This window comes from Streptomyces sp. NPDC005761, assembly GCF_040630635.1.
In the GTDB taxonomy this organism is placed as follows: Bacteria; Actinomycetota; Actinomycetes; order Streptomycetales; family Streptomycetaceae; genus Streptomyces.
Genome location: NZ_JBEXXX010000024.1, coordinates 87,962 through 109,754 on the forward strand (window position 1 = coordinate 87,962; position 21,793 = coordinate 109,754).

Genomic DNA, 21,793 nt, shown 5'->3' on the forward strand with positions numbered 1-21,793 from the left:
AGCGGATCGCTCACGGCAGCCTCACCGAGGAAATCGTGCCGTGGTCGAAGACCACGTGGGCCACGCCCCCCAGCATCAGGATCTGCGGCGGACGGACCTGGTCACGGATGACGAGTATGTTCCCGTCGTTCTGGGCCTCGCTGCGATCGCCGGGAGCGCCAGGCAGCGGGACGACTCGCGGTTTGCCGAGATGCCCGCTTCGCGTGTCCAGCGGCGCCAGGTAGAGGGCGTGGTTGTCGGCGAACACCGCCTGGCCGTCGGCCAGGAGCGGGTCGGACACGCTCGGTCCGACCACGGGGGACTTCAGGGTCTGCCGCTGCTTGCCGGTGCGAAGATCCGTCAGGGTGATGAGGCCGGTGTCGTTGTTGTCGTCGCTGTGCCGGGCGAGGGAGTACGTACTGTCAGTCGCCGTGACGGTGACATCGACCTGCGTGGTCTTCTGGTCGAGCAGGTACGAGTAGTGGCCCACGGGCTCGAGGGTGCGAGGTGTGTAGCGCTCGACCCGGATCTCGACGTTCTCCCCGTTCGGGTCCGGCTCCTCCTCGGTGACCCTGTCGTCGCACTGGATCGTGCCGCCGCCGGAGAACACGGTGCGGCAGCCGGTGCCCGTCGCCGGCGCCGCACGGCCGAGAACGACGCCTTTGCGGGCGTCGACCGCGACGAGTCCGTCGGGCGTGTGCGCGTACACCACGCCGTCGATCAGCGCCCGGGCGGCGTACCGGCCCTCTTCGGCCTGGCTCGGACCGTCGCTCTCGTCGAGCGGGAGGTCCCATCGGGTGCTGCCGTCGGTGACGTCGTACGCGCGCAGGGAGGCGCCCTTCGGCGTCTCGCTCACGTTCTTGCCCTCCACGGTGGCGATGACCGTGTCATCGGCCAGCAGGGGCTGTGCGCTGAACTCCCCCTGCCCCGGAGGGGGCGCGGTTTGCCAGAGCACGTCACCGGTGCGCGAGTCGCGCAGCTGCAGCTCGCCGTCCGATGCGATCAGGGCGCGCCCGCCCCTCACCTGCGGAGCAAGCGAGTCGCCCGCCATGAGCAGATTGCCACTCTTCCCGAAATAGGCCTCGCCCGGGCCGTCCTGGGCGCCGGACGCGCCGCCGGAGACCCACAGTCGATGCCCGTCGGCTGCCGAGACCGCTTCGTACGTGCCATCGGTCAGCAGACACACAACGGCCCGGGTGTCCGCGGAGCAGCTCATGCGCGCTCCGCCCAGCCGGGCCTGCCAGGGCTTCCAGCCGGGGGCCCGCTGCGCGGCGAACTGAGGTACGTAGCCGCTGCGGTCGACGGTGCCGGAGCCGTCGACGCCCGCGCGGGCCACGAGCTGAGCAGGTGTCAGAGTCGTCGTCGGGGCGGGCACACCGCCGGCGCCGGTCCCGTCCCCGTCGCCCGTGCCCCGTAGGGCCAGATACGCGCCCACACCCGCCCCGGCGACAGCCACCGCCGCCACCACGGCTAGCGCTCGGAGCCGTCGGTGGTGGGGCGCCGGGTGCGCGGCAGGCATCGGCGGGGTGGGCCCCATGGTCGGGAACTGGTGCGGAGCCAGGGTGCCCGCACCGAGTGGGCCTTTGGCGGACGGCTCCTGGGCGGCGGCGGGAGTCGGTAGCGGCAGCAGCGCGGACCCGGTCGCACACAGCGCTGTCACGTCGCGGTGCTCGGCCTGGATGTCCAGGACCACGGGGGCCGGCCAGCCGGCCCCGGAGCCACTGCCTTCCTCGCCGTGCGTCGCGCGCAGTGCGGCGAACCGCTCCACGAGTTCGTCCGCGGTCGGCCTCGATGCCGGATCCTTCGCCAGGGATGCCGTGATCAGGGGCACCAGTTCGGTGGGAAGCCCGTCGAGCGGGGCGTCGACCTCCGCCACGCGGTAGAGCACCGCCGCGACCGGCCCGTTCCCGAACAGATCCCGGCCCGTGGCCGCGTAGGCAAGGACCGACGCCAGGCAGAACACATCGGAGGCGGACACCACGAGGCGCCCACCGGCGATGTGCTCCGGTGACATATAGGCGGGCGTGCCGACCATGTGTCCTGTCGAGGTCAGGGTCGTGGCGGTGCGGGTCCGGGCCACGCCGAAGTCGATCAGCCGCGGCCCATCCGCGGCGAGCAGCACGTTCGCCGGCTTCAGGTCGCGGTGCGTCGCGCCTGCGGCGTGCACTGCCAACAGTGCCCGGGCCATGTCCTCGCCGAGCCGGGCGAGGGCCCCGGACGGCAGAGGGCCGTGCCGCCCCACTGCCTGGGCCAGGGTCGGCCCCACCACGAACTCCGTCGCCAGCCACGGCAGATCGCCCGTCATATCGCTGTCTGTGAGGCGTGCCACGTAAGGGCTGGTCACCGATGCGGCGACTGCTGCCTCCCGGGCAAAGCGCCGCAGATACTCCTCGTCCCTCGCCACCTCGTTGCGGATCACCTTCATGGCCACGAGGTCCGCCGGTCCGTATCCGGCGTCGAGGCGCTCCGGACGGGCCAGGAAGACCTCGCCCATGCCTCCCGCACCCAGCCGCGCCAGCGTCACGTACGGTCCGACAGTGCGCGGTGACGTCCCACGTAATTGCCCCAGCATCCGACGCCCCTCAAATCCCCCGACCAGCACGCGCGTTCCGACAGTCTGCCACGCAGCCGCGCACGGCGATCCGGGCGGACGTCGATGGTGTGGCCTCCTGCCCGCACCGCCGTCGCAGCCGCAGGTCCGGTGTCTCCACCCATGGGGGCAGGCCGCCGAATCAGGCCGCTCGAAGCGCAGGAGCGAGGCTATTGCGCCGATCACCCACCGTCGTACACCAGTTGGCCTATCTTACTTTCGTGAAACCGCTGACTCCCGAGGATCCCGCCCGCATCGGCCCGTACCGCCTGATCGCCCGGCTGGGTGAGGGCGGTATGGGGCTGGTCTATCTGGGCAGGTCCGAGGCCGGACGTACCGTGGCAGTCAAGGTCGTGCAGGCCGAGTATGCCGGGAACCAGGAGTTCCGCAGGCGGTTCGCCCGTGAGGTGGCGGCCGCGCGCCGGGTGGGCGGTCACTGGACCGCGGAGGTGCTCGACGCCGACCCCGAGGCCGCGGTGCCCTGGGTGGCGACCCGGTACATCCCGGGGCCCGACCTGAGCGCCGTCGTCGCCAACGACTTCGGCCCCCTGCCCGAGTACTCCGTCCGCATCCTCGCCAACCGCCTGGCCCTCGCCCTGCAGGCGGTGCACGAGGCGGGCCTGATCCACCGTGACCTCAAGCCGTCCAATGTCCTCGTCACCGTGGACGGGCCCCGCGTCATCGACTTCGGCATCGCCCGGGCCATGGACAGCCTCGCCGGGGACAGCCTGCACACGCGCACGGGCATGCTGATCGGATCCCCGGGCTTCATGTCACCCGAGCAGGTCCGCGGCCTCGAACTCACCCCGGCCAGCGACATCTTCTGTCTGGGAGCCGTCCTCGTCCACGCGGCCACCGGGCGCCTGCTCTTCGGAGCCGCGGACACCGGCCTGCCCGCCCATCTCTTCCGGATCGCCGAGGACGAGCCGGATCTCACCGGCGTACCGGAGAGCCTGGCCGGTCTCGTCCGCGCGTGTCTGGAGAAGGACCCCGCCAAGCGGCCCACGCCCCAGGAGGTGGCCGCGCGCACGGCGCAGGATTCGGCGACCGAATGGCTGCCGGGCGCGATTCTCGCGCAGCTCGGACGCCATGCGGCCCAACTGCTGGACTACGCTCCCGAACTGCCCGTGGACGCACCCGTGACGGGGTCGGATCTGCTGGTCAAGGCCGTGCAGCCGCAACCCCTGCCGCCGCCGCCCGCCTACGCCCCGACCGCCCCGGCGCAGATCAGTCCGCCGCCGGGATTCGGACCGCCGCCCCAGGGCACCTGGTCCACATTCCCGTCGCCCTTCCTTCAGGACGGGGCGCCGCCGCATCCCCGGCGCTGGTGGGGGCTGGTGGTGATCGCCCTGGCGCAACTGATGGTGCTGTTCGACGCGACCACGTTCAACATGGCGGCGCCGGCCGTCCAGGCCGACCTGGGCATGAGCGGCGACAGTCTGAGCTCGATGTTCACGGCGTACACGCTGTCGTTCGGCGGCCTGCTGCTGGTGGGTGGGAATCTCGCGGACCGCATGGGACGCAAACGTGTGTTCGTGATCGGCCTGGTCGGTTGTGTGCTGGCGTCCGCGCTCGCCGGTACGGCCGACAGCTCCGGCCTGCTGATCCTGGCCCGTCTTCTGCAGGGCACCTCCGCCGCACTGCTGACCCCGGCCGCGCTGGCCCTGGTCAGCACCGGATTCGATGGCCCGAAGGAACGGGGCCGGGCCCTGGGGATCTACGCCGCCGTCGCCGGAGGCGGCACGGCACTGGCCGTGCTCGTCTCCGGAACGCTCATGGAGAGCCTCTCGTGGCGAGTCTCGCTCTATGTCTGCATCCCCTTCGCCGTGATCGCGCTGATCGGTGCGGCGACCCTCGTACACGAGCGTCCCGGAAGCACCGATGCCCGCACGGACACGGCAGGAACGGTGCTCGGCACCGGCGGACTCATCGCCCTCACCTACGGCCTCGCCCAGGCCGATCCGCGCGGCTGGACCGACCCGCTGGTCCTGGGCCTGCTGACGGTGGGCACCCTCCTGCTCGTTGTCTTCCTCGTACGGCAGACCATGCGGACGGACTCCTTCCCTTCGACGTCCGGCGTCACGGGAGCGGACCGTCTCGGCTGCTTCCTCGTCATGCTGCCGACCGGGTTCGGCGTCATGACATCGTTCGTGGCCGTGGACGTCTTCCTGACGAACGTCCGCCGTGACACCCTTCTCGATGCCGGCGTGGCCTTCCTGCCCATGGTCGCCGCAGTAACCATCGGCTCCACGCAGGTGTCCGCCCGCCTGCTGCCCCGCGTCGCGCCTCGTGCCCTGATCGTGAGCGGTCTGGCGATCATGGCCGTCGGCATGCTGCTCCTGAGCCGCCTCGAAGTCGACAGCACCTATCTCACCGAGGTGCTGCCCGGCCTGCTCCTCACCGGCTTCGGTACCGGTCTCGCCTTCCTGCCGCTCTTCGCCACCGCGACCGCCGGCGGCCCCGAACTCTCCGGCACGCGTTCCGCAGCCGTCACGGCGGGCCAGCAGCTGGGCCTCGGGATCGGCGGAGCAGTGCTGGCCGCCGTTCTCGCCGCCGAGCTGCGCCATCTGTCGGGGCCCGACGAGGTGACGACCGCATTGCTCGACGCCTACACGACCGCGCTGCGGTGGGCGGCCGGCGGCATGGCCCTCGCCTGTCTCGCCGCCGGCCTGCTGGTCACCTCCAGGGCGCCGGGAACGCGTGCCCCGGGCCGGTGAGCGAGCGGTTCAGCGCCCCGTCGACCGCACGATCGTGAACGCCGCGCCCTCCGGGTCCGCGACCGTGGCCACCCGGCCGCCGGAACCCTCCCTGGGCGGCTGCAGGATGTGTCCGCCGAGTTCCACCACGCGCTGGGCGGCCTGGTCCGTGTCGTCGACCTCGAAGTACGTCATCCAGTGCGGGCCCCGGTCGCGCGGAAGGGCGTGGCCGACACCGTGCAGCGAGGCCACCGGGCGGCCGTCCAGGTGGAGGGTCTGGTAGTCGAAGTCGGCCGAGACGACCGCCTCCGTCTCGTAGCCGAAGACCGCCTGGTAGAACTTGGCGACCGTCGAGGTCTCCCGGGTCACCAGCTCGTTCCAGACCGGAGTGCCCGGCGCGCCGGCCAGCGTGGTCCCTACGTGCGCGGCCGCCTGCCAGATACCGAACACGCCTCCGACCGGGTCGGAGGCGATGGCCATCCGGCCCGCCTCCCCGGCGTCGAGGGGTCCGACACCGACCGTTCCGCCGCAGGCACGGATCGTCTCCGCCGTGAGGTCGGCGTCGTCGGTGGCCAGATAGGTCGTCCACGCGACCGGGAGGTGCCGGTCGGGCGGAAGCTGTCCGATGCCCGCGACTTCCTTCCCGTCGATCAGCGCCCGGACGTACGGGCCGAGCTGCTCGGGGCCGGGCCCGAACTCCCAGCCGAACAGCTCGGCGTAGAAGTTCTGGGTCGTGTGCAGGCCGTGCACGATCAAGCTCACCCAGCAAGGTGTTCCGGGTGTACGCCGGGCGGCAGCCTCGGTCATCGTCACACTCTCCTCCGGCCATCGTGGTGGCCGTACGGGGGGAACGGGGCCGGCGCGCCGTTGTGCGGTACGGGATGTGTACGCCCCGTGCAGATGCTTGCACCACCCGGCGCGTGATGCGTCCCGGCCGCGCCGCTCTTTCCATGATCTCGACAGAGGAGGTCCGGTTTGTGGTGATACATGCTTTCCGGGGTTGTTACGGATGGGCGGACCTCTGCGCGAGGATGGCACGCATGAAGCCCATCATCACCGCATCCGAATGTGCGAGCGAGTCGGCGGGTCCGCGTCCGCCGGTGCTCCTGGACGTACGTTGGCAGCTGGGCGGCCCCCACGGCCTGCCCGACTACGAGGCCGGGCACATCCCCGGCGCGGTCTTCGTCGATCTGGAGGCGGAGCTCTCGCGACCGGCGGGTGAGGGCGGACGCCACCCCCTGCCCGATCCGGAGGAGTTCGGTGCCGTCATGCGCCGTGCCGGAGTGGGCCGGGACAGCTCGGTCGTCGTGTACGACGGTGGCCAGGGGTGGGCGGCTGCCCGGGCCTGGTGGCTGCTGCGCTGGACGGGGCACCGGGACGTCCGGGTGCTGGACGGCGGTCTCGCCGCCTGGACCGGTGAGCTGTCGAAGGAGATTCCGAACCCCCCGGAGGGCGACTTCGTGCCCGTGCCCGGTGCGCTGCCCCTGTTGGACGCGGACGGCGCGGCCGCACTGGCCCGCTCGGGCCTGCTGTTCGACGCGCGCGCCGGCGAACGCTACCGGGGTGAGGTGGAGCCGCTCGACCGGGTGGGCGGGCACATCCCGGGTGCGGTGTCGGCCCCCACGACGGAGAACGTCGGCGCGGACGGGCATTTCCTTCCCGCCGAGTGGCTTGCCTCCCGGTTCTTCGAGCTGGGGGTCACCGAGGACACGGTGGAGGTCGGCGTCTACTGCGGCTCGGGGGTCTCCGGCGCCCATCAGGTGCTGGCGCTGGAGATCGCCGGATTCGCGGGCGCCGCACTCTACGCGGGTTCCTGGTCGCACTGGACGCGCGACGAGTCCCGCCCGGTCGCCACGGGGCCCGATCCGCAGTAGCGGAGACGCCGGGCCATGCCGGGGGAGCGGTGTCTGCCGGGACGGCGCACGAGGGCCCGTACGCAGCCGCGTACGGGCCCTCGTCATGCTGCTGCCATCCGGACTCTCAGTCCTGCTTCTTGCGGCGGGTGCCGAAGACGATCTCGTCCCAGCTCGGCACCGCCGCCCGCCGGCCGGGCCGGACCCCGTCCGCCTCGGCCTGCCGGTCCGTCGTGCCGGTGAGCCGGTCGCGGTGACCCGCCACGGCACGCGGCATCAGTACGTCCGCGTACGCGGAGCCCGCTCCCGCCGAGGCGGCCGGTGCCGGCGGCTCCTCCGCCTCCGGCTCGTGGACGGCGGGTTCGAGAGCCGGGGGCTCGGGGGGTGAGGGCCGCTCCGGTACGACCATGTCGCCGCGGAAGCTCGGCACCGCCTCCAGCAGGCTGGTGAGCGAATCGCGCTCGCTCGCGGTGACCCCGCCGATGCGCTCCTCGGGCTCCGGGGGCGGAGGCGGCGTGGGGCGCTCCATCTGCCGGTCCAGGGCGCGGTCCAGCGGCCGGTCGCGCGGCAGCCGGGCGATCCGGGGGACGAACGGGAAACTGGGCTCGGGTGCGGCGACGTCGTCGGTCTCACCGATCAGCGAGCGTGCCTCGTCGTCGACGGCCTGGACCAGCCGGCGTGGCGGGTCGTAGGTCCAGCTCGCCGAGTGCGGCTCGCCGGCGACGCGGTACACCAGGAGGACCTCCCAGGTGCCGTCGTCGCGGCGCCACGAGTCCCACTGGACGGTTTCCTTGTCGGCGCCGCGCAGCAGGAGGCGCTCCTGCACCGCTTCGCCGAGTTGAGGGCCGGTGTTCTCGCCGGGACGGCGCACAGGAGTCTTCCGGGCCCGCTCGGCCATGAAGGCACGCTCCGCGAGCACGGGGCCCTCGAAGCGGCGTACACGGTCGACCGGGATTCCGGCGAACTGAGCGACCTCCTCCGCGGAGGCACCGGCTCGTATCCGGGCCTGGATGTCGCGGGGGCGGAGGTGGCTCTCCACCTCGATCTCGATCTGGCCGAGCCGCGCGCGGTCGTTGCGCACGGCGGCTCGCAGCCGCTCGTCGATCGGAAGCGTGTACTCCGTGCTGTCCGCAGCCTTGAGCACCAGTCGTGTGCCGTCGTTGGAGACGGCCACGACACGCAGTTCGGGCATGGGGACCTCCCGGGTGGTGCCTGCCGACGTCACGTGCGTCGCTGCTTCCGCTAGTCGAGTGTGGCCTGCCCGGGTGCAGCCTGCCACAACATTGCCGTGTTGCCCGGCGTGTCGGGCGTGAGCCCTTGATCGCCGGTATGGCACGGTGACCTCTTGCGCAACACAAAGTGACCGATGGTCACTCCGTGTAGCTGGCCCCCGTGCGATGCCGTGGCGCCGCCGGATCGAGTGCCTCCTTCGGCCCCCTCCCGAAGGTTCCGGACTTCCATGCGGGAGTCCGGCCCCAGGGCTCGCCACAGTACTCCATTCGGCCCATGGGGGTGGACCGCCGCGCCGCCGAAGTTCTCGTGCGGCACGGGAGTTGAGGTACCCAGTTGAGGGCGGGATGCCCGCAATGCGTGTCCTCCTTCACAGAATCACCGTAAACGGAACTATCCGCTTCGCTCAAATGTCCCTTGTTGTTGCATGGTGGGAAAGATGTCAACCAAGGGCTGGAAATGGTGCAGAAGCCGGAAAGTGACACAGAACCCAGAGAGAGGCGGATAGATCTGAGCCTGCCCCAGGTGGCGGGCAGTGCTGTGGCGGCGGTCGCGGCGGCGGTGGCGGCCTCCCAACTGGGCGTGTACGGGACGATTCTCGGCGCCGGTGTGATGAGCATCGTGGCCACCTGCGGCGGCTCGGTCTTCCAGCACTTCTTCCGCCGCACGGGCGAGCAGATCCGCGAGGTGACGGTCCAGGTGAAGCACCCGGGCCGCGAGGTGACGGTCCACACGCGTCAGACGCGTGACGGCGGTGACCCGGACGCCCGGTGGGAGACCGCCGGTACGCGGGTGGCCCTGCGCCGGACCGGCGGCTCCGCCGACGCCACGGCGATGCTCCGCCCGCTGGATGCCACGACCGTTCTGCGGCAGGTGGGCCCCGCCGACGGGCCCGGGGGCGGCATTCCGCAGGACGCCGACGCCACGACCGTCCTGCGCCCGGTGGACGCCACGACCGTGCTGCGCAAGGTGACCGCCGACCCGGACCGTACACAGCTGATCGGGACGCCGCACGGGACCCGGCGGTTCACGGCGGCCCCGGCGCCGGACGACGAGTTCACCGAGGCGACCACGCACGGCACCAGGATCCGCGGCTGGAAGCGCTCGGCCCTCGGGGCCGCCCTGGTGTTCGTCGTGTCGATGATCGGGATCACCACGTTCGAGCTGGTCTCCGGCAACGACCTGAGCGGCGGTCAGGGAACCACCGTCGGCTCCGTCGTGCGCGGCGAGCGGGGCCCGGGTTCCTCCGACCCCGCACCGTCCACCGGTACCGACCCGGAGCAGGGCGCCACGGCGCCCGGCGAGGACAACGGCACGGACCCCGGTGCCGACCCCCAGGACGGCCGGGACACGAACCCGGATCCTGACCGGGGTGGTGCCTCCACGGCCGACCCGACGCCCACCCCGGCCCCGACGGATTCCGCCGGGGACGGTAACGGCACGGACCCGGCCGCCGAGCCCACGCCGACGGCCACGGACGACGGCAGCAGCACCGTCCCCGACCCCACGGACACCGGCAGCGCCCCCGCGCAGGAGGACCGCGCACCGGCCGGCGACGACGCCGGGGAGTGAGTGGACCGGGGAGCACATCTCGATCGGATGCCGTCGGCCTCCGCCCGGTCCCGGGCGGAGGCCGACGGCGTTCCGGACGGGCGTCAGTCGCCCAGGACCCGGCGCAGGTAGTCGTTGGCGAAGAGCCGGTCCGGGTCCAGCCGGTCCCGTACGGCGGTGAACTCGCCGAAGCGCGGGTACACCCCGGCCAGGTACTCGGCGTCACGGGTGTTGACCTTGCCCCAGTGCGGGCGGCCGCCATGCGCGGTCATGATCCGCTCGACCGCCGTGAAGTACGCCTGATAGGGCGTGCCCCGGTACAGATGGACGGCGATGTACGCGGTCTCCCGGCCCGAGGCCGTGGAGAGCGCGATGTCGTCCGCGGGGGCGGTACGCACCTCCACCGGGAAGCTGATCCGCAGGGGGGAACGGTCCACCATCGCCTTGACCTCGCGCAGCGCCTCCACGGCGGCCTCGCGCGGCAGGGCGTACTCCATCTCCACGAACCGCACCCGGCGCGGGCTGGTGAAGACCTTGTAGGGGATGTCGGTGTACGTACGCGCCGACAGGGCCCGGCTGGAGAGCTTGGCGATCGACGGGATCGTGGCGGGGACGGCCCGGCCGAGTGAGCAGGCCACCTGGAAGACGCCGTTGGAGAGGAACTCGTCCTCGACCCAGCCGCTCACCCTTCCGGGCGGGGCCGCGGGGCCCGCGCTCCGATTGTTGCGCTTGGTGTTGCAGTTCCCCGTGTGCGGGAACCAGTAGAACTCGAAGTGTTCGTTCTCCGTCACCAGCTGATCGAAGTCTGCTGTGACCTTGTCGAAGGGCATCGGCTCCTCGCGGGCCGTCAGCAGGAAGACCGGCTCCACGGCGAAGGTGATGGCCGTGATGACGCCCAGCGCGCCGAGGCCGATCCGGGCGACGGTGAAGATGTCGGGGTTCTCGGTCTCCGAACAGGTCAGCACCGAGCCGTCCGCGGTGACCAGTTCCAGGGCGCGTATCTGCGCGGATATGGACGCCGAGTCGCGGCCGGTGCCATGGGTGCCCGTCGAGGTGGCGCCTGCGACGGTCTGCTCCATGATGTCGCCCATGTTGGTGAGCGAGAGCCCCTCGCGGGCCAGCGCGGTGTTGAGCCGCTTCAGCGGGGTGCCGGCCTCGACGGTCACCGTCATCGCCGCCCGGTCGATGTCGCGGATGCCGGTGAGCAGATCGGGGCGGATCAGCAGCCCGTCGGTGGCGGCGGTCGCGGTGAACGAATGGCCGGTGCCGACCGGCTTCACCTTGAGCCCGTCCTCGGCCGCCCTGCGCAGCGCCTCGGCGAGTTCGTCCACGGAGGCGGGGGACACGGCCCGTACCGGGCGGGCGGTGACGTTTCCCGCCCAGTTACGCCACGCGCTCGTCGTCGTCCGTGCGTAGGTGTCGGTCATCTTCCCCGCGCCCTTCCGTAGGAACCGGCCCTGTGAGCCGGCGGTACCCCAGGAACGCCACCGCGGCCGCGAGCGCTCCCGCCACGGCGGGCACCGCGTACCCCGCCTCCGCCCCGGACGCGTCGACCACCCAGCCCGCGGCCGAGGAGCCGAGCGCCACGCCTACGGCGAGCCCGGTGCTGGTCCAGGTCATGCCCTCGGTCAGTCTGGTGCGCGGTACGTGCTGTTCGACGAGGGCCATGGTCGTGACCATCGTCGGTGCGACGGAGAGACCCGCGACAAAGAGCGCCACGGCCAGGAACGGCAGGTTCCCGGCCAGTTGGAGGGGGATCATACTCACGGCCATCGCACACACTCCCACCAGCCACCGGGTGGACGATCTGCCCTTGAGGTGCAGCAGGCCGAACACGGCCCCGGCCAGACAGGACCCCAGCGCGTACACCGCCAGCACCAGGCTCGCCGCCGCCTTGTGGCCCTCCTCCTCGGCGAAGGCCACCGTCACCACGTCGACCGCCCCGAAGATCGCCCCGGTCGCCACGAAGGTGACCACGAGCACCTGCAGTCCGCGGGAACCCAGAGCGGAGCCGGTGGTGTGCCGGGCGTGCGGGTGCGGCACCGGTTCGGTGGCGCGCTGGGCGGTCAGCCAGAGGACTCCGACCAGCAGGAACCCGGCGGCGACCAGCGGGCCCGCCTCCGGGAACCAGGCGGTGGAGAGTCCGATGGAGATGATCGGGCCGAAGATGAAGCAGACCTCGTCGACGATCGACTCCCACGCGTACGCGGTGTGCAGCTGCCGCGCCGAGGTGCGGTAGATCTCCGCCCATCGCGCCCGGACCATCGACCCGACGCTGGGCACGCATCCCGCGCCCGCCGCGAAGACGAAGAGGGTCCAGTCGGGCAGCCGCTGCTGTGCGCAGACCAGCAGACCGGCGACGGCCGCCAGCGCGGCTAGCGTCACAGGGCGCAGCACCCGGCGCTGTCCGTACCTGTCCACCAGTCGGGACACCTGCGGCCCGACCACCGCGGCCGACATCGCCAGCGTCGCGGAGAGCGCGCCCGCCAGCCCGTAGCGGCCGGTGAGCTGAGAAATCATGGTCACCACGCCGATGCCCATCATGGACAGCGGCATCCGGCCGAAGAAGCCGGCCGAGGAGAACCCCTTGGTGCCGGGGGCAGCGAAGATCGCGCGGTAGGGACTGGGCAAGGGGGGCTCCGCTACGGCGTGGTCACACGCGGTGTCAGGGGTGAACGTGGCCTATACAGCTTACGGGCGTACCGGAGGGTCCGACAGCGGGATTCCGGGCGGCCGCGCCCGGCGGCCGACGGCAGCGTGCCGGGGCGGGCGGCAGGTGTCGGTGGGAGCCGGGCCGGGGCCGGGTGGCAGGATCGTTGCCATGTCCGATCTGCGCGATCCCGCTCCTTACGACGCCCTGCTGCTGCTCTCCTTCGGAGGCCCCGAAGGCCCGGACGAAGTGGTTCCTTTCCTGGCGAACGTGACCCGCGGCCGGGGGATCCCCGAAGAGCGGCTGAAGGAAGTCGGCAAGCACTACTTCCTCTTCGGCGGCATCAGCCCGATCAACGCCCAGAACCGGGCGCTGCTCGACGCCCTGCGCAAGGACTTCGCGGAGCACGGACCGGATCTGCCCGTGTACTGGGGCAACCGGAACTGGGCGCCCTACCTGACCGACACCCTGCGCGAGATGGTCCTGGCCGGGCACCGCCGTATCGCCGTCCTGGCGACCAGCGCCTACGCCTCGTACTCCGGCTGCCGGCAGTACCGCGAGAACCTCGCCGAGTCGCTGGCCGCCCTGGAGGCCGAGGGGTTGCCCGTGCCGCGCGTCGACAAGCTGCGGCACTACTTCAACCACCCCGGCTTCGTCGAGCCCATGGTGGAGGGGGTCCTCGCCTCGCTGGCCGAGCTGCCGGCGGAGAAGAGGGCGGGGGCGCACCTCGCCTTCACCACGCACTCCATTCCCACCTCCGCCGCGGACACCTCCGGCCCGGTGGAGGCACACGGCGACGGCGGTGCGTACGTCGCCGAGCACCTGGACGTCGCACGGCTGATCGTGTCCGCCGTGGCCGAGCGGACCGGTGTCGAGTACCCCTGGCGGCTCGTCTACCAGTCACGCAGCGGCGCCCCGCACATCCCGTGGCTGGAACCCGATATCTGCGACCACCTGGAGTCGCTGCACGGTGACGGCGTGCCCGCCGTGGTCATGGCCCCCATCGGGTTCGTCTCGGACCACATGGAGGTCCTCTACGACCTCGACACCGAAGCCACCGCGAAGGCGGCCGAGCTGGGACTCACGGTGCGCCGGTCCGCGACGGTGGGTGCCGATCCGCGGTTCGCCGCCGCCGTGCGCGACCTGGTGCTGGAGCGTGCCGCCACCGAACGCGGCCTCGGCCGGGAGCGGTGCGCGCTCGGGAGCCTCGGAGCGAGCCACGACCTGTGCCCGGTCGGGTGCTGCCCGGCCCGGACGCTCAAGCCCGCCGCCGCGGGCGCCGACAGCCCTTACGCGTAGAGCCGCCGACCCCATCCGTAACCCCTCACACCCTGGGAGCGCCGTGACCGACCCCCTGCTGCCCGAGCTGCTCGACCTCGCCCAGGACGTCGCCCGCCGAGCCGGTGCGCTGCTGCGCGACGGCCGCCCCGCCGACCTGGGAGTGGCCGCGACCAAGTCCAGCCCGGTGGACGTCGTCACCGAGATGGACATCGCCGCCGAGAAACTGATCACCGGTTTCCTGTCCGAGCGCCGCCCGCACGACGGCTTCCTCGGCGAGGAGGGGGCCAGCTCCGAGGGCAGCAGTGGCGTCCGGTGGGTGATCGACCCGCTCGACGGCACCGTGAACTATCTCTACGGCCTGCCCACGTGGGCCGTCTCCGTCGCCGCGGAACGCGACGGCGAGCGGATCGTGGGCGTCGTCGAGGTCCCGATGCGCGGGGAGACCTACCACGCGGTCCTCGGCGGCGGTGCGTACGCAAAGGGCGGGGCCTACGGGGAAGGCGCCCGGCTGCGCTGCCGGCCGGCCCCGCCGCTCGATCAGGCGCTCGTGTCGACCGGCTTCAACTACGTCGCCAACGTCCGCGCGCACCAGGCGGACGTGGCGCGCGTGCTCATCCCTCGGCTGCGGGACATCCGGCGTGGCGGCTCCGCGGCGATCGACCTCTGCGACGTCGCCGCCGGTCGCCTGGACGGCTACTACGAGCGCGGTCTCCACCCGTGGGACCTCGCGGCCGGGGACCTCATCGCCCGTGAGGCGGGCGCGCTGACCGGCGGTCGGCCGGGACTGCCCGCGGACGGCGGGCTGACGGTGGCCGCGTCACCCGGTGTGTTCGAACCCCTGCAGACGCTGCTGGAAGAGCTGGGCGCCTGGCACGACTGAGCCGCTGTACGGGCCGTGAGCGGCACCGGAACGAAGAAGGCCCCGCGGAGTGCCGGTGCGCACCGCGGGGCCTTCTCGTAACGGCTCAGACGCTTGTGGCGCCGATGTGCACGCCGTGCTCGGCCGCGAGGCGGTGCAGGTCGTCCAGCTCGCCCTGCTCGACGTCCGCGAGGAAGTCGTCGCCCGTCTCGCGGGCTTTCGTGAGGTCGGACTCGGTGGTCTGGATGCGTTGCAGCAGACCTGCGGTGAAAGCGTCCATGGAGCGCCCCCTCATCGTGGGTCGGTGGCACGGGGGTGTGCCCGGGTTTCCCTCCGCCGAAGCGGTAGGGCGGGTGATCACGCACTCTCCGGGGGACGGAGGGGCCTGTGGCACGCCACGTACGGCGTGATCGCGGGTGTGAATTCGTCCTCCCCTGCCCAACCCTCAGAGAAACCTCAACTGGCCCGGAAATCCTCCGAATTCCCGGAAGCCGCAGGTCGGACCGCGCCGCCTTACCGCCGGTTTATACGCGTTGCAGGCAGGATGGAGCCGCACAGACCGTGCCGGGACGCGGTCCGGATCATGACCCACGGGCCCGTCCGGACGCTCAGCCGGCCCGTCGGGAGCGTTGTGATTCCCGCAGTGAAGTTCTGGCCTGAAGTTCTGCAGTGAAGTTCTGCCGTGAAGTTTTAAGGAAGGAAGCGCCGTGCGCGTACTCGTCGTGGAGGACGAGCAGCTGCTCGCCGATGCGGTGGCCACCGGATTGCGCCGTGAGGCCATGGCCGTCGATGTCGTGTACGACGGCGCGGCGGCCCTGGAGCGCATCGAGGTCAACGACTACGACGTCGTGGTCCTCGACCGGGACCTCCCCCTGGTGCACGGCGACGACGTCTGCCGCCGGATCGTCGAGCTGGGCATGCCGACCCGGGTGCTCATGCTCACCGCGTCCGGCGACGTCAGCGACCGCGTGGAGGGCCTGGAGCTCGGTGCGGACGACTACCTGCCCAAGCCCTTCGCCTTCAGTGAGCTGACCGCGCGGGTCCGGGCTCTCGGCCGCCGTACGACGGTCGCTCTGCCGCCCGTCCTGGAGCGTGCGGGAATCAAGCTCGACCCCAACCGCCGTGAGGTCTTCCGCGACGATCAAGAGGTGCAGCTCGCTCCCAAGGAGTTCGCCGTGCTGGAGGTCCTGATGCGCAGCGAGGGCGCCGTCGTCTCGGCCGAGCAGCTCCTGGAGAAGGCCTGGGACGAGAACACCGACCCGTTCACCAACGTCGTCCGGGTGACCGTCATGACCCTGCGGCGCAAGCTCGGCGAGCCGCCGGTGATCGTCACGGTGCCCGGCTCCGGCTACCGGATCTGACGCCGGTGCCCACCGTCCCGCCGCCCGCGTCGGCGCCACCCAAACCCACCTGGGAGCCCAAGCAGCAGGAGCCCCCGTACCCCTGGCTGCGCCCCACCATCCGGATACGGCTCACGCTGTTGTACGGCGGCATGTTCCTGATCGCCGGCATCCTGCTGCTGTCGATCATCTACATGCTGGCCGCCCAGGCCCTTCACGTGGGCAGCGAGCTGCCGTTCAAGATCGCCAACGGGCAGGTGACCAGCGAGGTCTGCAACCTGCCCGAGAAGGCGGCTCCGGACGACTTCAACGCCGCGATGAACGCCTGCGTCAACCACCAGCGCCAGCAGGCGCTCGACACGCTCCTCAACCGGTCGCTGCTGGCCCTCGTCGGCCTGAGCGTCATCGCCTTCGCCTTCGGCTACGCCATGGCGGGGCGGGTCCTCTCGCCGCTGGGCAGGATCACCCGCATCGCCCGCCGGGTGGCCGGAACCGATCTGTCACGCCGGATCGAACTCGACGGCCCGGACGACGAGCTCAAGGAGCTCGCCGACACCTTCGACGACATGCTGGACCGGCTGGAGCGCGCCTTCACCGCGCAGCAGCGGTTCGTGGGGAACGCGTCGCACGAGCTGCGCACCCCGCTGGCCATCAACCGCACGCTCCTGGAGGTCCACCTCTCCGACCCCCAGGCACCACCCGAGCTCCAGCAGCTGGGCAAGACCCTGCTGGCCACCAACGAACGCAGCGAGCAGCTCGTGGAGGGCCTGCTGCTGCTCGCCCGCAGCGACAACCAGATCGTCGAGCGCAAGCCCGTCGACCTGGCCGAGGTGGCCTCCCGCGCGCTGGATCAGACGCGGGGCGAGGCGGAGGCCAAGGGTGTGGAGATGCGCAGCGAGCTGGCCCCGGCCGTCGTCCAGGGCAACGGTGTCCTGCTGGAGCGGATCGCGCTGAACCTCGTACAGAACGCGGTGCGCTACAACGTCCCGTCGGACGGCTGGGTCGAGGTCAGCACCGAGCTGTTGCCGGGACAGGCCCTGATGGTCGTCGCGAACACCGGACCCGTGGTGCCGGCCTACGAGATCGACAACCTCTTCGAGCCCTTCAGGCGGCTGCGTACGGAGCGGACGGGCAGCGACAAGGGGGTGGGTCTCGGCCTGTCGATCGCGCGCTCCGTCGCGCGCGCTCATGGAGGCCGTATCATCGCCGAGCCCCGCGAGGGGGGTGGTCTTGTGATGCGCGTCTCACTGCCTGTCTGAGAAGCTGGGCGAGGCGCGATGCGCACGGATTATTTTTGTTCGCTTTGAGCGGAATTTTCGGGACTCGATCCCGAAGGGGCCGTGTGTGATCGATCACAGGAGCGAATTTCCGCCCGTCCACGCTCCGTGATCAGGGATCCCACCGGAAATCCGGCAAAAGTCGGGTTTTCGGGGGCCGATATCACGGGAAGTACACGGGGTGGTGCTGGCGAACAGCACCGCCGGGACCGTGTACGGTCCCCATCGCCACCCAAGCCGATCACTCTCGAGCGGTCCTTTTGGGTGTCGATTGAGTAACAGACCTTGATGTGAGGCAAAATCTCCGCCTCGGGTCGGGCACAAGTCCGGCCTCTCACGCGTTACGTGCGCTGAGACACCGCAGACACCCAGAGGGGGAGAGCGACAATGGCAACGGATTACGACACCCCACGCAAGACCGACGACGACGTCGATCAGGACAGCCTTGAAGAGCTCAAGGCTCGCCGGAGCGACAAGACGGCTTCCGCCGTCGACGTCGACGAATTCGACGCGGCCGAAGGACTGGAACTGCCCGGCGCAGACCTGTCCAACGAAGAACTGGCCGTGAGGGTCCTGCCGAAGCAGGCCGACGAGTTCACCTGCATGAGCTGCTTCCTCGTGCACCACCGCAGCCAGCTGGCCCGCGAGAAGAACGGCCAGCCGATCTGCCGCGACTGCGACTGAGGTCCGGTCGGCCGTGGCAGGGGACACACCGTTCCGCAAGCGGCGCTCCCGGCGCAAGGACGCGCCGGAGGCGCATCAGGGCGGTACAGGCCCGGCAGAGGGCGTAGCAGCGCCTGCTGAGCGGTCCGCCCTGCCCACCACGCCGGGCGAACAGGACGACGAGCGGGGCCGGCCGGCCTCGCTCGAAGCAGTCGAAGCAGCTGTCGCGGCCATCGAGGCGGCGGCGGAAGTCGACACGGCCGACAGGGCCGGACAGGTCGACAGGACGGAGCCCGTGACCGGGGCAGGCCGTCTGAAGTCAGTGAAACGGGGCGTACGCAAGGGCGGGGAGAGCGCCAAGGCGGCGATCGGTCATATCGCCGACCTGATCATCGACACCGCTCCCCGCGTCCCTGTGCGCGACCTCGCCACCCTGCGCAAGCAGTTCCCGGGCCTGGGGCCCGACGAGATCGCCGACCGGCTCGTCGCCGGCGCGGGCAGGGCCACCGCAACCGTCGGCGCCGGAATCGGCGCGGCGGCCATGATGCCCGTTCCGCCCGCCATGCTCGCCGAGCTGGCCGCGGAGATCACCGGTGTGGCCGCGATCGAGATGAAGCTCGTGGCGGAGCTGCACGAGGTCTACGGACTGCGCCCGCCCGGCAATCTCGCCCAGCGCTCCACCGCCTACCTCACGTCCTGGACGGAGGAGCGCGGCATCGATGTCAGCCACCCCACGACGGTGAACGCCGCGCTCGGCGGCCAGATGAAGCGTGAGCTGCGTCAGCAGATCATGAAGCGCACCGTGCGCGACCTGCCCAACCTCATCCCGTTCATGATCGGCGCCGCCGTCGGCGCGATGATGAACCGGCGCGACACCAAGAAGCTTGCCGAACGGGTCAGGAAGGACCTGCGCAAGCGGCAGGTCCCCTGGGACCGCCTGCCGGAGCTGCCCCCGCTGGAGCGGCCCGAGCACCCGCACCCGGCCCTGCCGGAGGACCCGAAGCACCCCGGCAAGCCGAAGGGCTAGGCCGGGCCCGCCGCCTTCAGGGCAGCTGCCAGGGCCTGCGGCTCACGGGTCGACAGATAGACGTACGGAGTCGGGTCCTCGGGATCCGTGACCTCCACCCGCACGGCCGTCGGAATGTAGCTGCGCAGCAGCATGAAGGCCCGGGTGTCCGCCTTGTGCGAGCGCCAGGCGCGCGCCTCCTCGGCGTCCAGCACCTCGGCCTCACCGAGCGCCGCCACGGGGATCCGCGCGTCGCCCGCGACAAGGGCCCCGGCCACGACGCGGATCCGGGCGGAGCCGTACGAGCTGACCGCCACCGCCGACAGCACGGTGCCGCCCGCGAGCCCGGCGAGCAACGGCAGGGTGCCCAGCGGCAGGAGCATCAGCGCGAAGGCGATGCCGACCAGGGCGGCGATCAGCCACCACGAACGGGGTGCGGTGAGACGTTCGTCGAACGGCGGGGTGGAAGGCTGCATGAACCCAAGCTTGGCACGGCGCGACCTGCGGGTACCCGCGCGGGTAAGGTCTGCGCCTGTGAGTGGAACATCTGCGGCTCTGAAGCCCCCCGCCGACGCGGTGAAACCGGTCCGGCATCCCGACGCCCCGGCCCCCGGCGAACTGCTCGGCGCGCACTACGAACACTGTTTCGGCTGCGGCGACGGACAGCCGCACGGGCTGCACCTCCAGGCGCGTGCCGGTGAGGGGGTCGGTGTCACCGCCGAGTTCACCGTGCAGGCCGCACATCAGGGCGCCCCGGGCCTCGCTCACGGCGGAGTGCTCGCCACGGCGCTGGACGAGACCCTCGGTTCGCTGAACTGGTTGCTGCGCGTGATCGCGGTGACCGGACGGCTGGAGACCGACTTCGTCCGTCCCGTGCCGGTGGACACCGTGCTGTTCCTGGACGCCGAGATCACCGCGGTGCACGGGCGGAAGATCTACTCCAGGGCGACCGGCCGCATCGGCGGCCCGGAGGGACCCGTGGCGGTCCGCGCCGAGGCCCTGTTCATCGAGGTCAAGGTCGACCACTTCATCGACAACGGCCGCCCGGCGGAGATCCAGGCGGCGATGGCGGACCCCGACCAGGTCAAGCGGGCCCGTGCCTTCGAGGTGAATCCCTGATGCGCCACCCCGTCGACGTCCTGATCCGCCGGATCGACCCGGACGTCCCGATTCCGTCCTACGGGCATCCGGGCGACGCCGGATGCGACCTGGTCACCACCGAGGCCGCCGAGCTGGGGCCCGGTGAGCGGGCCGTACTCCCCACCGGGGTTTCGATCGCCCTGCCGGACGGGTACGCCGCGTTCGTGCACCCACGGTCCGGGCTCGCCGCACGCTGCGGAGTCGCCCTGGTGAATGCCCCGGGGACGGTGGATGCCGGGTACCGTGGAGAGATCAAGGTGATCGTCATCAATCTCGACCCGCGCGAGTCCGTGCGGTTCGAGCGGTTCGACCGGATTGCCCAACTGGTCGTGCAGCAGGTCGAGAAGGTGCGCTTCCACGAAGTGTCGGAGCTTCCCGGTTCGGCGCGGGCCGAAGGGGGCTTCGGGTCCACCGGCGGTCATGCCGCCGTTGATGTTGATGGCGTCCGGGGCGGGGTTCCCCAGGGCGGGAACAGCTACGCTTCGGTCGAATCCGACCGGGAAGGAAAGTGACGTGTTCGGACGTCGCAAGAACAGTGGTTCCGCCGATGACACGGCGGACGAAGCGCGCGAGGCCGAGCAGGTCGTCGACGAGCGCGATGACGCCGGGAGCGGATCGCGTCGGACGAACCTTCCGCCGGCACCGCGGCCGGACGGGCCGTGGGACATCGACGAGGTCTCCCAGCCCGGCGAGGGCCGGGTCGACCTGGGCGGCATCTTCGTACCCGGTGTCGAGGGCATGGAGCTGCGCGTAGAGGTCGCCGGTGACGCGATCGTCGCCGCCACGGTCGTGCTGCGTGACAGCGCCATCCAGCTGCAGGCCTTCGCCGCCCCCAAGAAGGAGGGCATCTGGGGCGAGGTCCGCGAGGAGATCGCCTCCGGCATCACCCAGCAGGGCGGCATCATCGACGAGGTCGAGGGCCCGCTGGGCTGGGAGCTGCGTGCGCAGGTCCCCGTACAGCTCCCCGACGGGGCGAACGGCGTGCAGATGGTGCGTTTCGTCGGCATCGACGGTCCGCGCTGGTTCCTGCGCGGAGTGATCTCCGGCCAGGGCGCCGTGCAGCCGGAGGCCGCCGGGCTCCTGGAGACGGTCTTCCGGGACACCGTGGTCGTCCGCGGCGAGGGCCCGATGGCCCCGCGCGACCCGATCGTCCTCAAGCTCCCCAACGACGCCCAGATGGTTCCCGAGGGCGTGCAGCAGGAGGAGCAGGAGGGCTCGAAGTTCTCCGGCGGCATGGCGGGTCTCCAGCGAGGTCCCGAGATCACCGAGGTGCGCTGACCCGCACCCGTAAGCACCGGCCGGTGGCCCGTACCCCTTCGCAGGGGTACGGGCCACCGGCTTCTGTGTGCGCGGCGAGTGCCGTATGGGGCGCGTATCGGGCACGTACAGGCGCCGTCAAGGCCGGGCCCGTACCCGTAAGGAAGCCATCAACGCAGGTCACGGGGGCGCGATCGGGAGGTTTGCTCAAGAGGTCCGAGACATCCGCACCTCATCCAGGAGCATCCGATGGCCGACCTGGCCTTCGTCGTCACCACGATCGCGGTCTTCGCGCTGGTGGCACTCATCGCCAAGGGGGTGGCGAAGCTGTGAGTGCCGAAAACGTGACCGGCCTCGTCGTGGCCGCAGCCCTGCTGGGCTACCTCGTCCTCGCCCTTCTGTACCCGGAGAGGTTCTGAGC

The 21,793-nt window shown here is 71.3% G+C and carries 20 protein-coding genes; 13 read left to right on the plus strand and 7 right to left on the minus strand.

Going from position 1 to position 21,793, the window contains the following annotated elements; all coding sequences use genetic code 11:
- Positions 1–10: 10 nt before the first annotated feature.
- Positions 11–2,503 carry a serine/threonine-protein kinase gene (locus tag ABZ434_RS22100; protein WP_359139392.1) on the minus strand — a complete coding sequence of 831 codons (2,493 nt, stop codon included), beginning with the start codon at positions 2,501–2,503 and terminating at the stop codon, positions 11–13.
- 287 nt (positions 2,504–2,790) lie between these two features.
- Here ABZ434_RS22100 and ABZ434_RS22105 point away from each other — a divergent pair, with 287 nt between their 5' ends.
- Positions 2,791–5,286, plus strand: a complete 2,496-nt coding sequence (locus ABZ434_RS22105) for an MDR family MFS transporter (RefSeq protein ID WP_359139396.1) — start codon at positions 2,791–2,793, stop codon at positions 5,284–5,286.
- Positions 5,287–5,295: 9 nt separating this feature from the next.
- Here the strand turns inward: ABZ434_RS22105 and ABZ434_RS22110 are convergent, their stop codons facing one another.
- Entirely contained in the window at positions 5,296–6,072 is a 777-nt protein-coding gene (locus tag ABZ434_RS22110; RefSeq protein WP_359139399.1) for a VOC family protein, read from the minus strand.
- Between the two features lie 233 nt (positions 6,073–6,305).
- Here ABZ434_RS22110 and ABZ434_RS22115 point away from each other — a divergent pair, with 233 nt between their 5' ends.
- Positions 6,306–7,139, plus strand: coding sequence for a sulfurtransferase (locus ABZ434_RS22115; protein WP_359139403.1), 834 nt, complete (start codon positions 6,306–6,308; stop codon positions 7,137–7,139).
- Between the two features lie 106 nt (positions 7,140–7,245).
- Here ABZ434_RS22115 and sepH read toward each other — a convergent pair whose 3' ends face one another.
- Positions 7,246–8,310 (minus strand): septation protein SepH, encoded by a 1,065-nt coding sequence (sepH, locus tag ABZ434_RS22120; RefSeq protein WP_359139406.1) that lies wholly within the window; start codon positions 8,308–8,310, stop codon positions 7,246–7,248.
- A gap of 497 nt (positions 8,311–8,807) precedes the next feature.
- On the opposite strand from sepH, the gene ABZ434_RS22125 reads away from it, so the two are divergent.
- The gene (locus ABZ434_RS22125) at positions 8,808–9,920 is read left to right on the plus strand and encodes a hypothetical protein (protein ID WP_359139410.1); all 1,113 of its coding nucleotides are present in this window, start codon (positions 8,808–8,810) and stop codon (positions 9,918–9,920) included.
- 83 nt (positions 9,921–10,003) lie between these two features.
- Here the strand turns inward: ABZ434_RS22125 and ABZ434_RS22130 are convergent, their stop codons facing one another.
- Together ABZ434_RS22130 and ABZ434_RS22135 are read right to left on the minus strand one after the other, a co-directional pair.
- Complete coding sequence (locus ABZ434_RS22130; protein WP_359139413.1) at positions 10,004–11,326, minus strand: D-arabinono-1,4-lactone oxidase; 1,323 nt, start codon at positions 11,324–11,326, stop codon at positions 10,004–10,006.
- Positions 11,283–12,530 (minus strand): MFS transporter, encoded by a 1,248-nt coding sequence (locus tag ABZ434_RS22135; protein WP_359139418.1) that lies wholly within the window; start codon positions 12,528–12,530, stop codon positions 11,283–11,285. The genes ABZ434_RS22130 and ABZ434_RS22135 overlap by 44 nt, the downstream gene beginning before the upstream one ends.
- A gap of 190 nt (positions 12,531–12,720) precedes the next feature.
- Here ABZ434_RS22135 and ABZ434_RS22140 point away from each other — a divergent pair, with 190 nt between their 5' ends.
- Complete coding sequence (locus ABZ434_RS22140) at positions 12,721–13,848, plus strand: ferrochelatase (protein ID WP_359139420.1); 1,128 nt, start codon at positions 12,721–12,723, stop codon at positions 13,846–13,848.
- A 43-nt stretch (positions 13,849–13,891) separates the two neighbouring features.
- Positions 13,892–14,710 carry an inositol monophosphatase family protein gene (locus ABZ434_RS22145; protein ID WP_359139423.1) on the plus strand — a complete coding sequence of 273 codons (819 nt, stop codon included), beginning with the start codon at positions 13,892–13,894 and terminating at the stop codon, positions 14,708–14,710.
- 85 nt (positions 14,711–14,795) lie between these two features.
- Here ABZ434_RS22145 and ABZ434_RS22150 read toward each other — a convergent pair whose 3' ends face one another.
- Complete coding sequence (locus ABZ434_RS22150) at positions 14,796–14,969, minus strand: hypothetical protein (protein WP_187285335.1); 174 nt, start codon at positions 14,967–14,969, stop codon at positions 14,796–14,798.
- Between the two features lie 427 nt (positions 14,970–15,396).
- Here ABZ434_RS22150 and ABZ434_RS22155 point away from each other — a divergent pair, with 427 nt between their 5' ends.
- The 4 genes from ABZ434_RS22155 to ABZ434_RS22170 all read left to right on the plus strand — a co-directional run bounded on the left by ABZ434_RS22155 (position 15,397) and on the right by ABZ434_RS22170 (position 18,996).
- Positions 15,397–16,050 (plus strand): response regulator transcription factor, encoded by a 654-nt coding sequence (locus ABZ434_RS22155; protein WP_359139427.1) that lies wholly within the window; start codon positions 15,397–15,399, stop codon positions 16,048–16,050.
- 5 nt (positions 16,051–16,055) lie between these two features.
- A complete protein-coding gene (locus ABZ434_RS22160) occupies positions 16,056–17,288 on the plus strand; it encodes an ATP-binding protein (protein WP_359139430.1) in 1,233 nt (410 codons plus the stop codon).
- A 405-nt stretch (positions 17,289–17,693) separates the two neighbouring features.
- A complete protein-coding gene (locus ABZ434_RS22165; protein ID WP_003965732.1) occupies positions 17,694–17,990 on the plus strand; it encodes a DUF4193 domain-containing protein in 297 nt (98 codons plus the stop codon).
- Positions 17,991–18,003: 13 nt separating this feature from the next.
- The gene (locus tag ABZ434_RS22170) at positions 18,004–18,996 is read left to right on the plus strand and encodes a hypothetical protein (RefSeq protein ID WP_359139433.1); all 993 of its coding nucleotides are present in this window, start codon (positions 18,004–18,006) and stop codon (positions 18,994–18,996) included.
- On the opposite strand, the gene ABZ434_RS22175 is transcribed toward ABZ434_RS22170, so the two are convergent.
- The gene (locus ABZ434_RS22175; protein WP_359139436.1) at positions 18,993–19,451 is read right to left on the minus strand and encodes a DUF3093 domain-containing protein; all 459 of its coding nucleotides are present in this window, start codon (positions 19,449–19,451) and stop codon (positions 18,993–18,995) included. The two genes, ABZ434_RS22170 and ABZ434_RS22175, sit on opposite strands and share 4 nt — an antisense overlap.
- 58 nt (positions 19,452–19,509) lie before the next feature.
- On the opposite strand from ABZ434_RS22175, the gene ABZ434_RS22180 reads away from it, so the two are divergent.
- The 4 genes from ABZ434_RS22180 to kdpF all read left to right on the plus strand — a co-directional run bounded on the left by ABZ434_RS22180 (position 19,510) and on the right by kdpF (position 21,791).
- On the plus strand, positions 19,510–20,094 hold the full coding sequence (locus ABZ434_RS22180) for a PaaI family thioesterase (protein WP_359139439.1): 585 nt from the start codon (positions 19,510–19,512) through the stop codon (positions 20,092–20,094).
- A complete protein-coding gene (dut, locus tag ABZ434_RS22185) occupies positions 20,094–20,627 on the plus strand; it encodes a dUTP diphosphatase (RefSeq protein ID WP_359139442.1) in 534 nt (177 codons plus the stop codon). Before ABZ434_RS22180 ends, dut begins: the two co-directional genes overlap by 1 nt.
- A 1-nt stretch (position 20,628) precedes the next feature.
- Positions 20,629–21,393, plus strand: a complete 765-nt coding sequence (locus ABZ434_RS22190) for a DUF3710 domain-containing protein (RefSeq protein ID WP_359139445.1) — start codon at positions 20,629–20,631, stop codon at positions 21,391–21,393.
- Positions 21,394–21,701: 308 nt separating this feature from the next.
- On the plus strand, positions 21,702–21,791 hold the full coding sequence (gene kdpF / locus ABZ434_RS22195; protein ID WP_359139448.1) for a K(+)-transporting ATPase subunit F: 90 nt from the start codon (positions 21,702–21,704) through the stop codon (positions 21,789–21,791).
- Positions 21,792–21,793 lie beyond the last annotated feature (2 nt).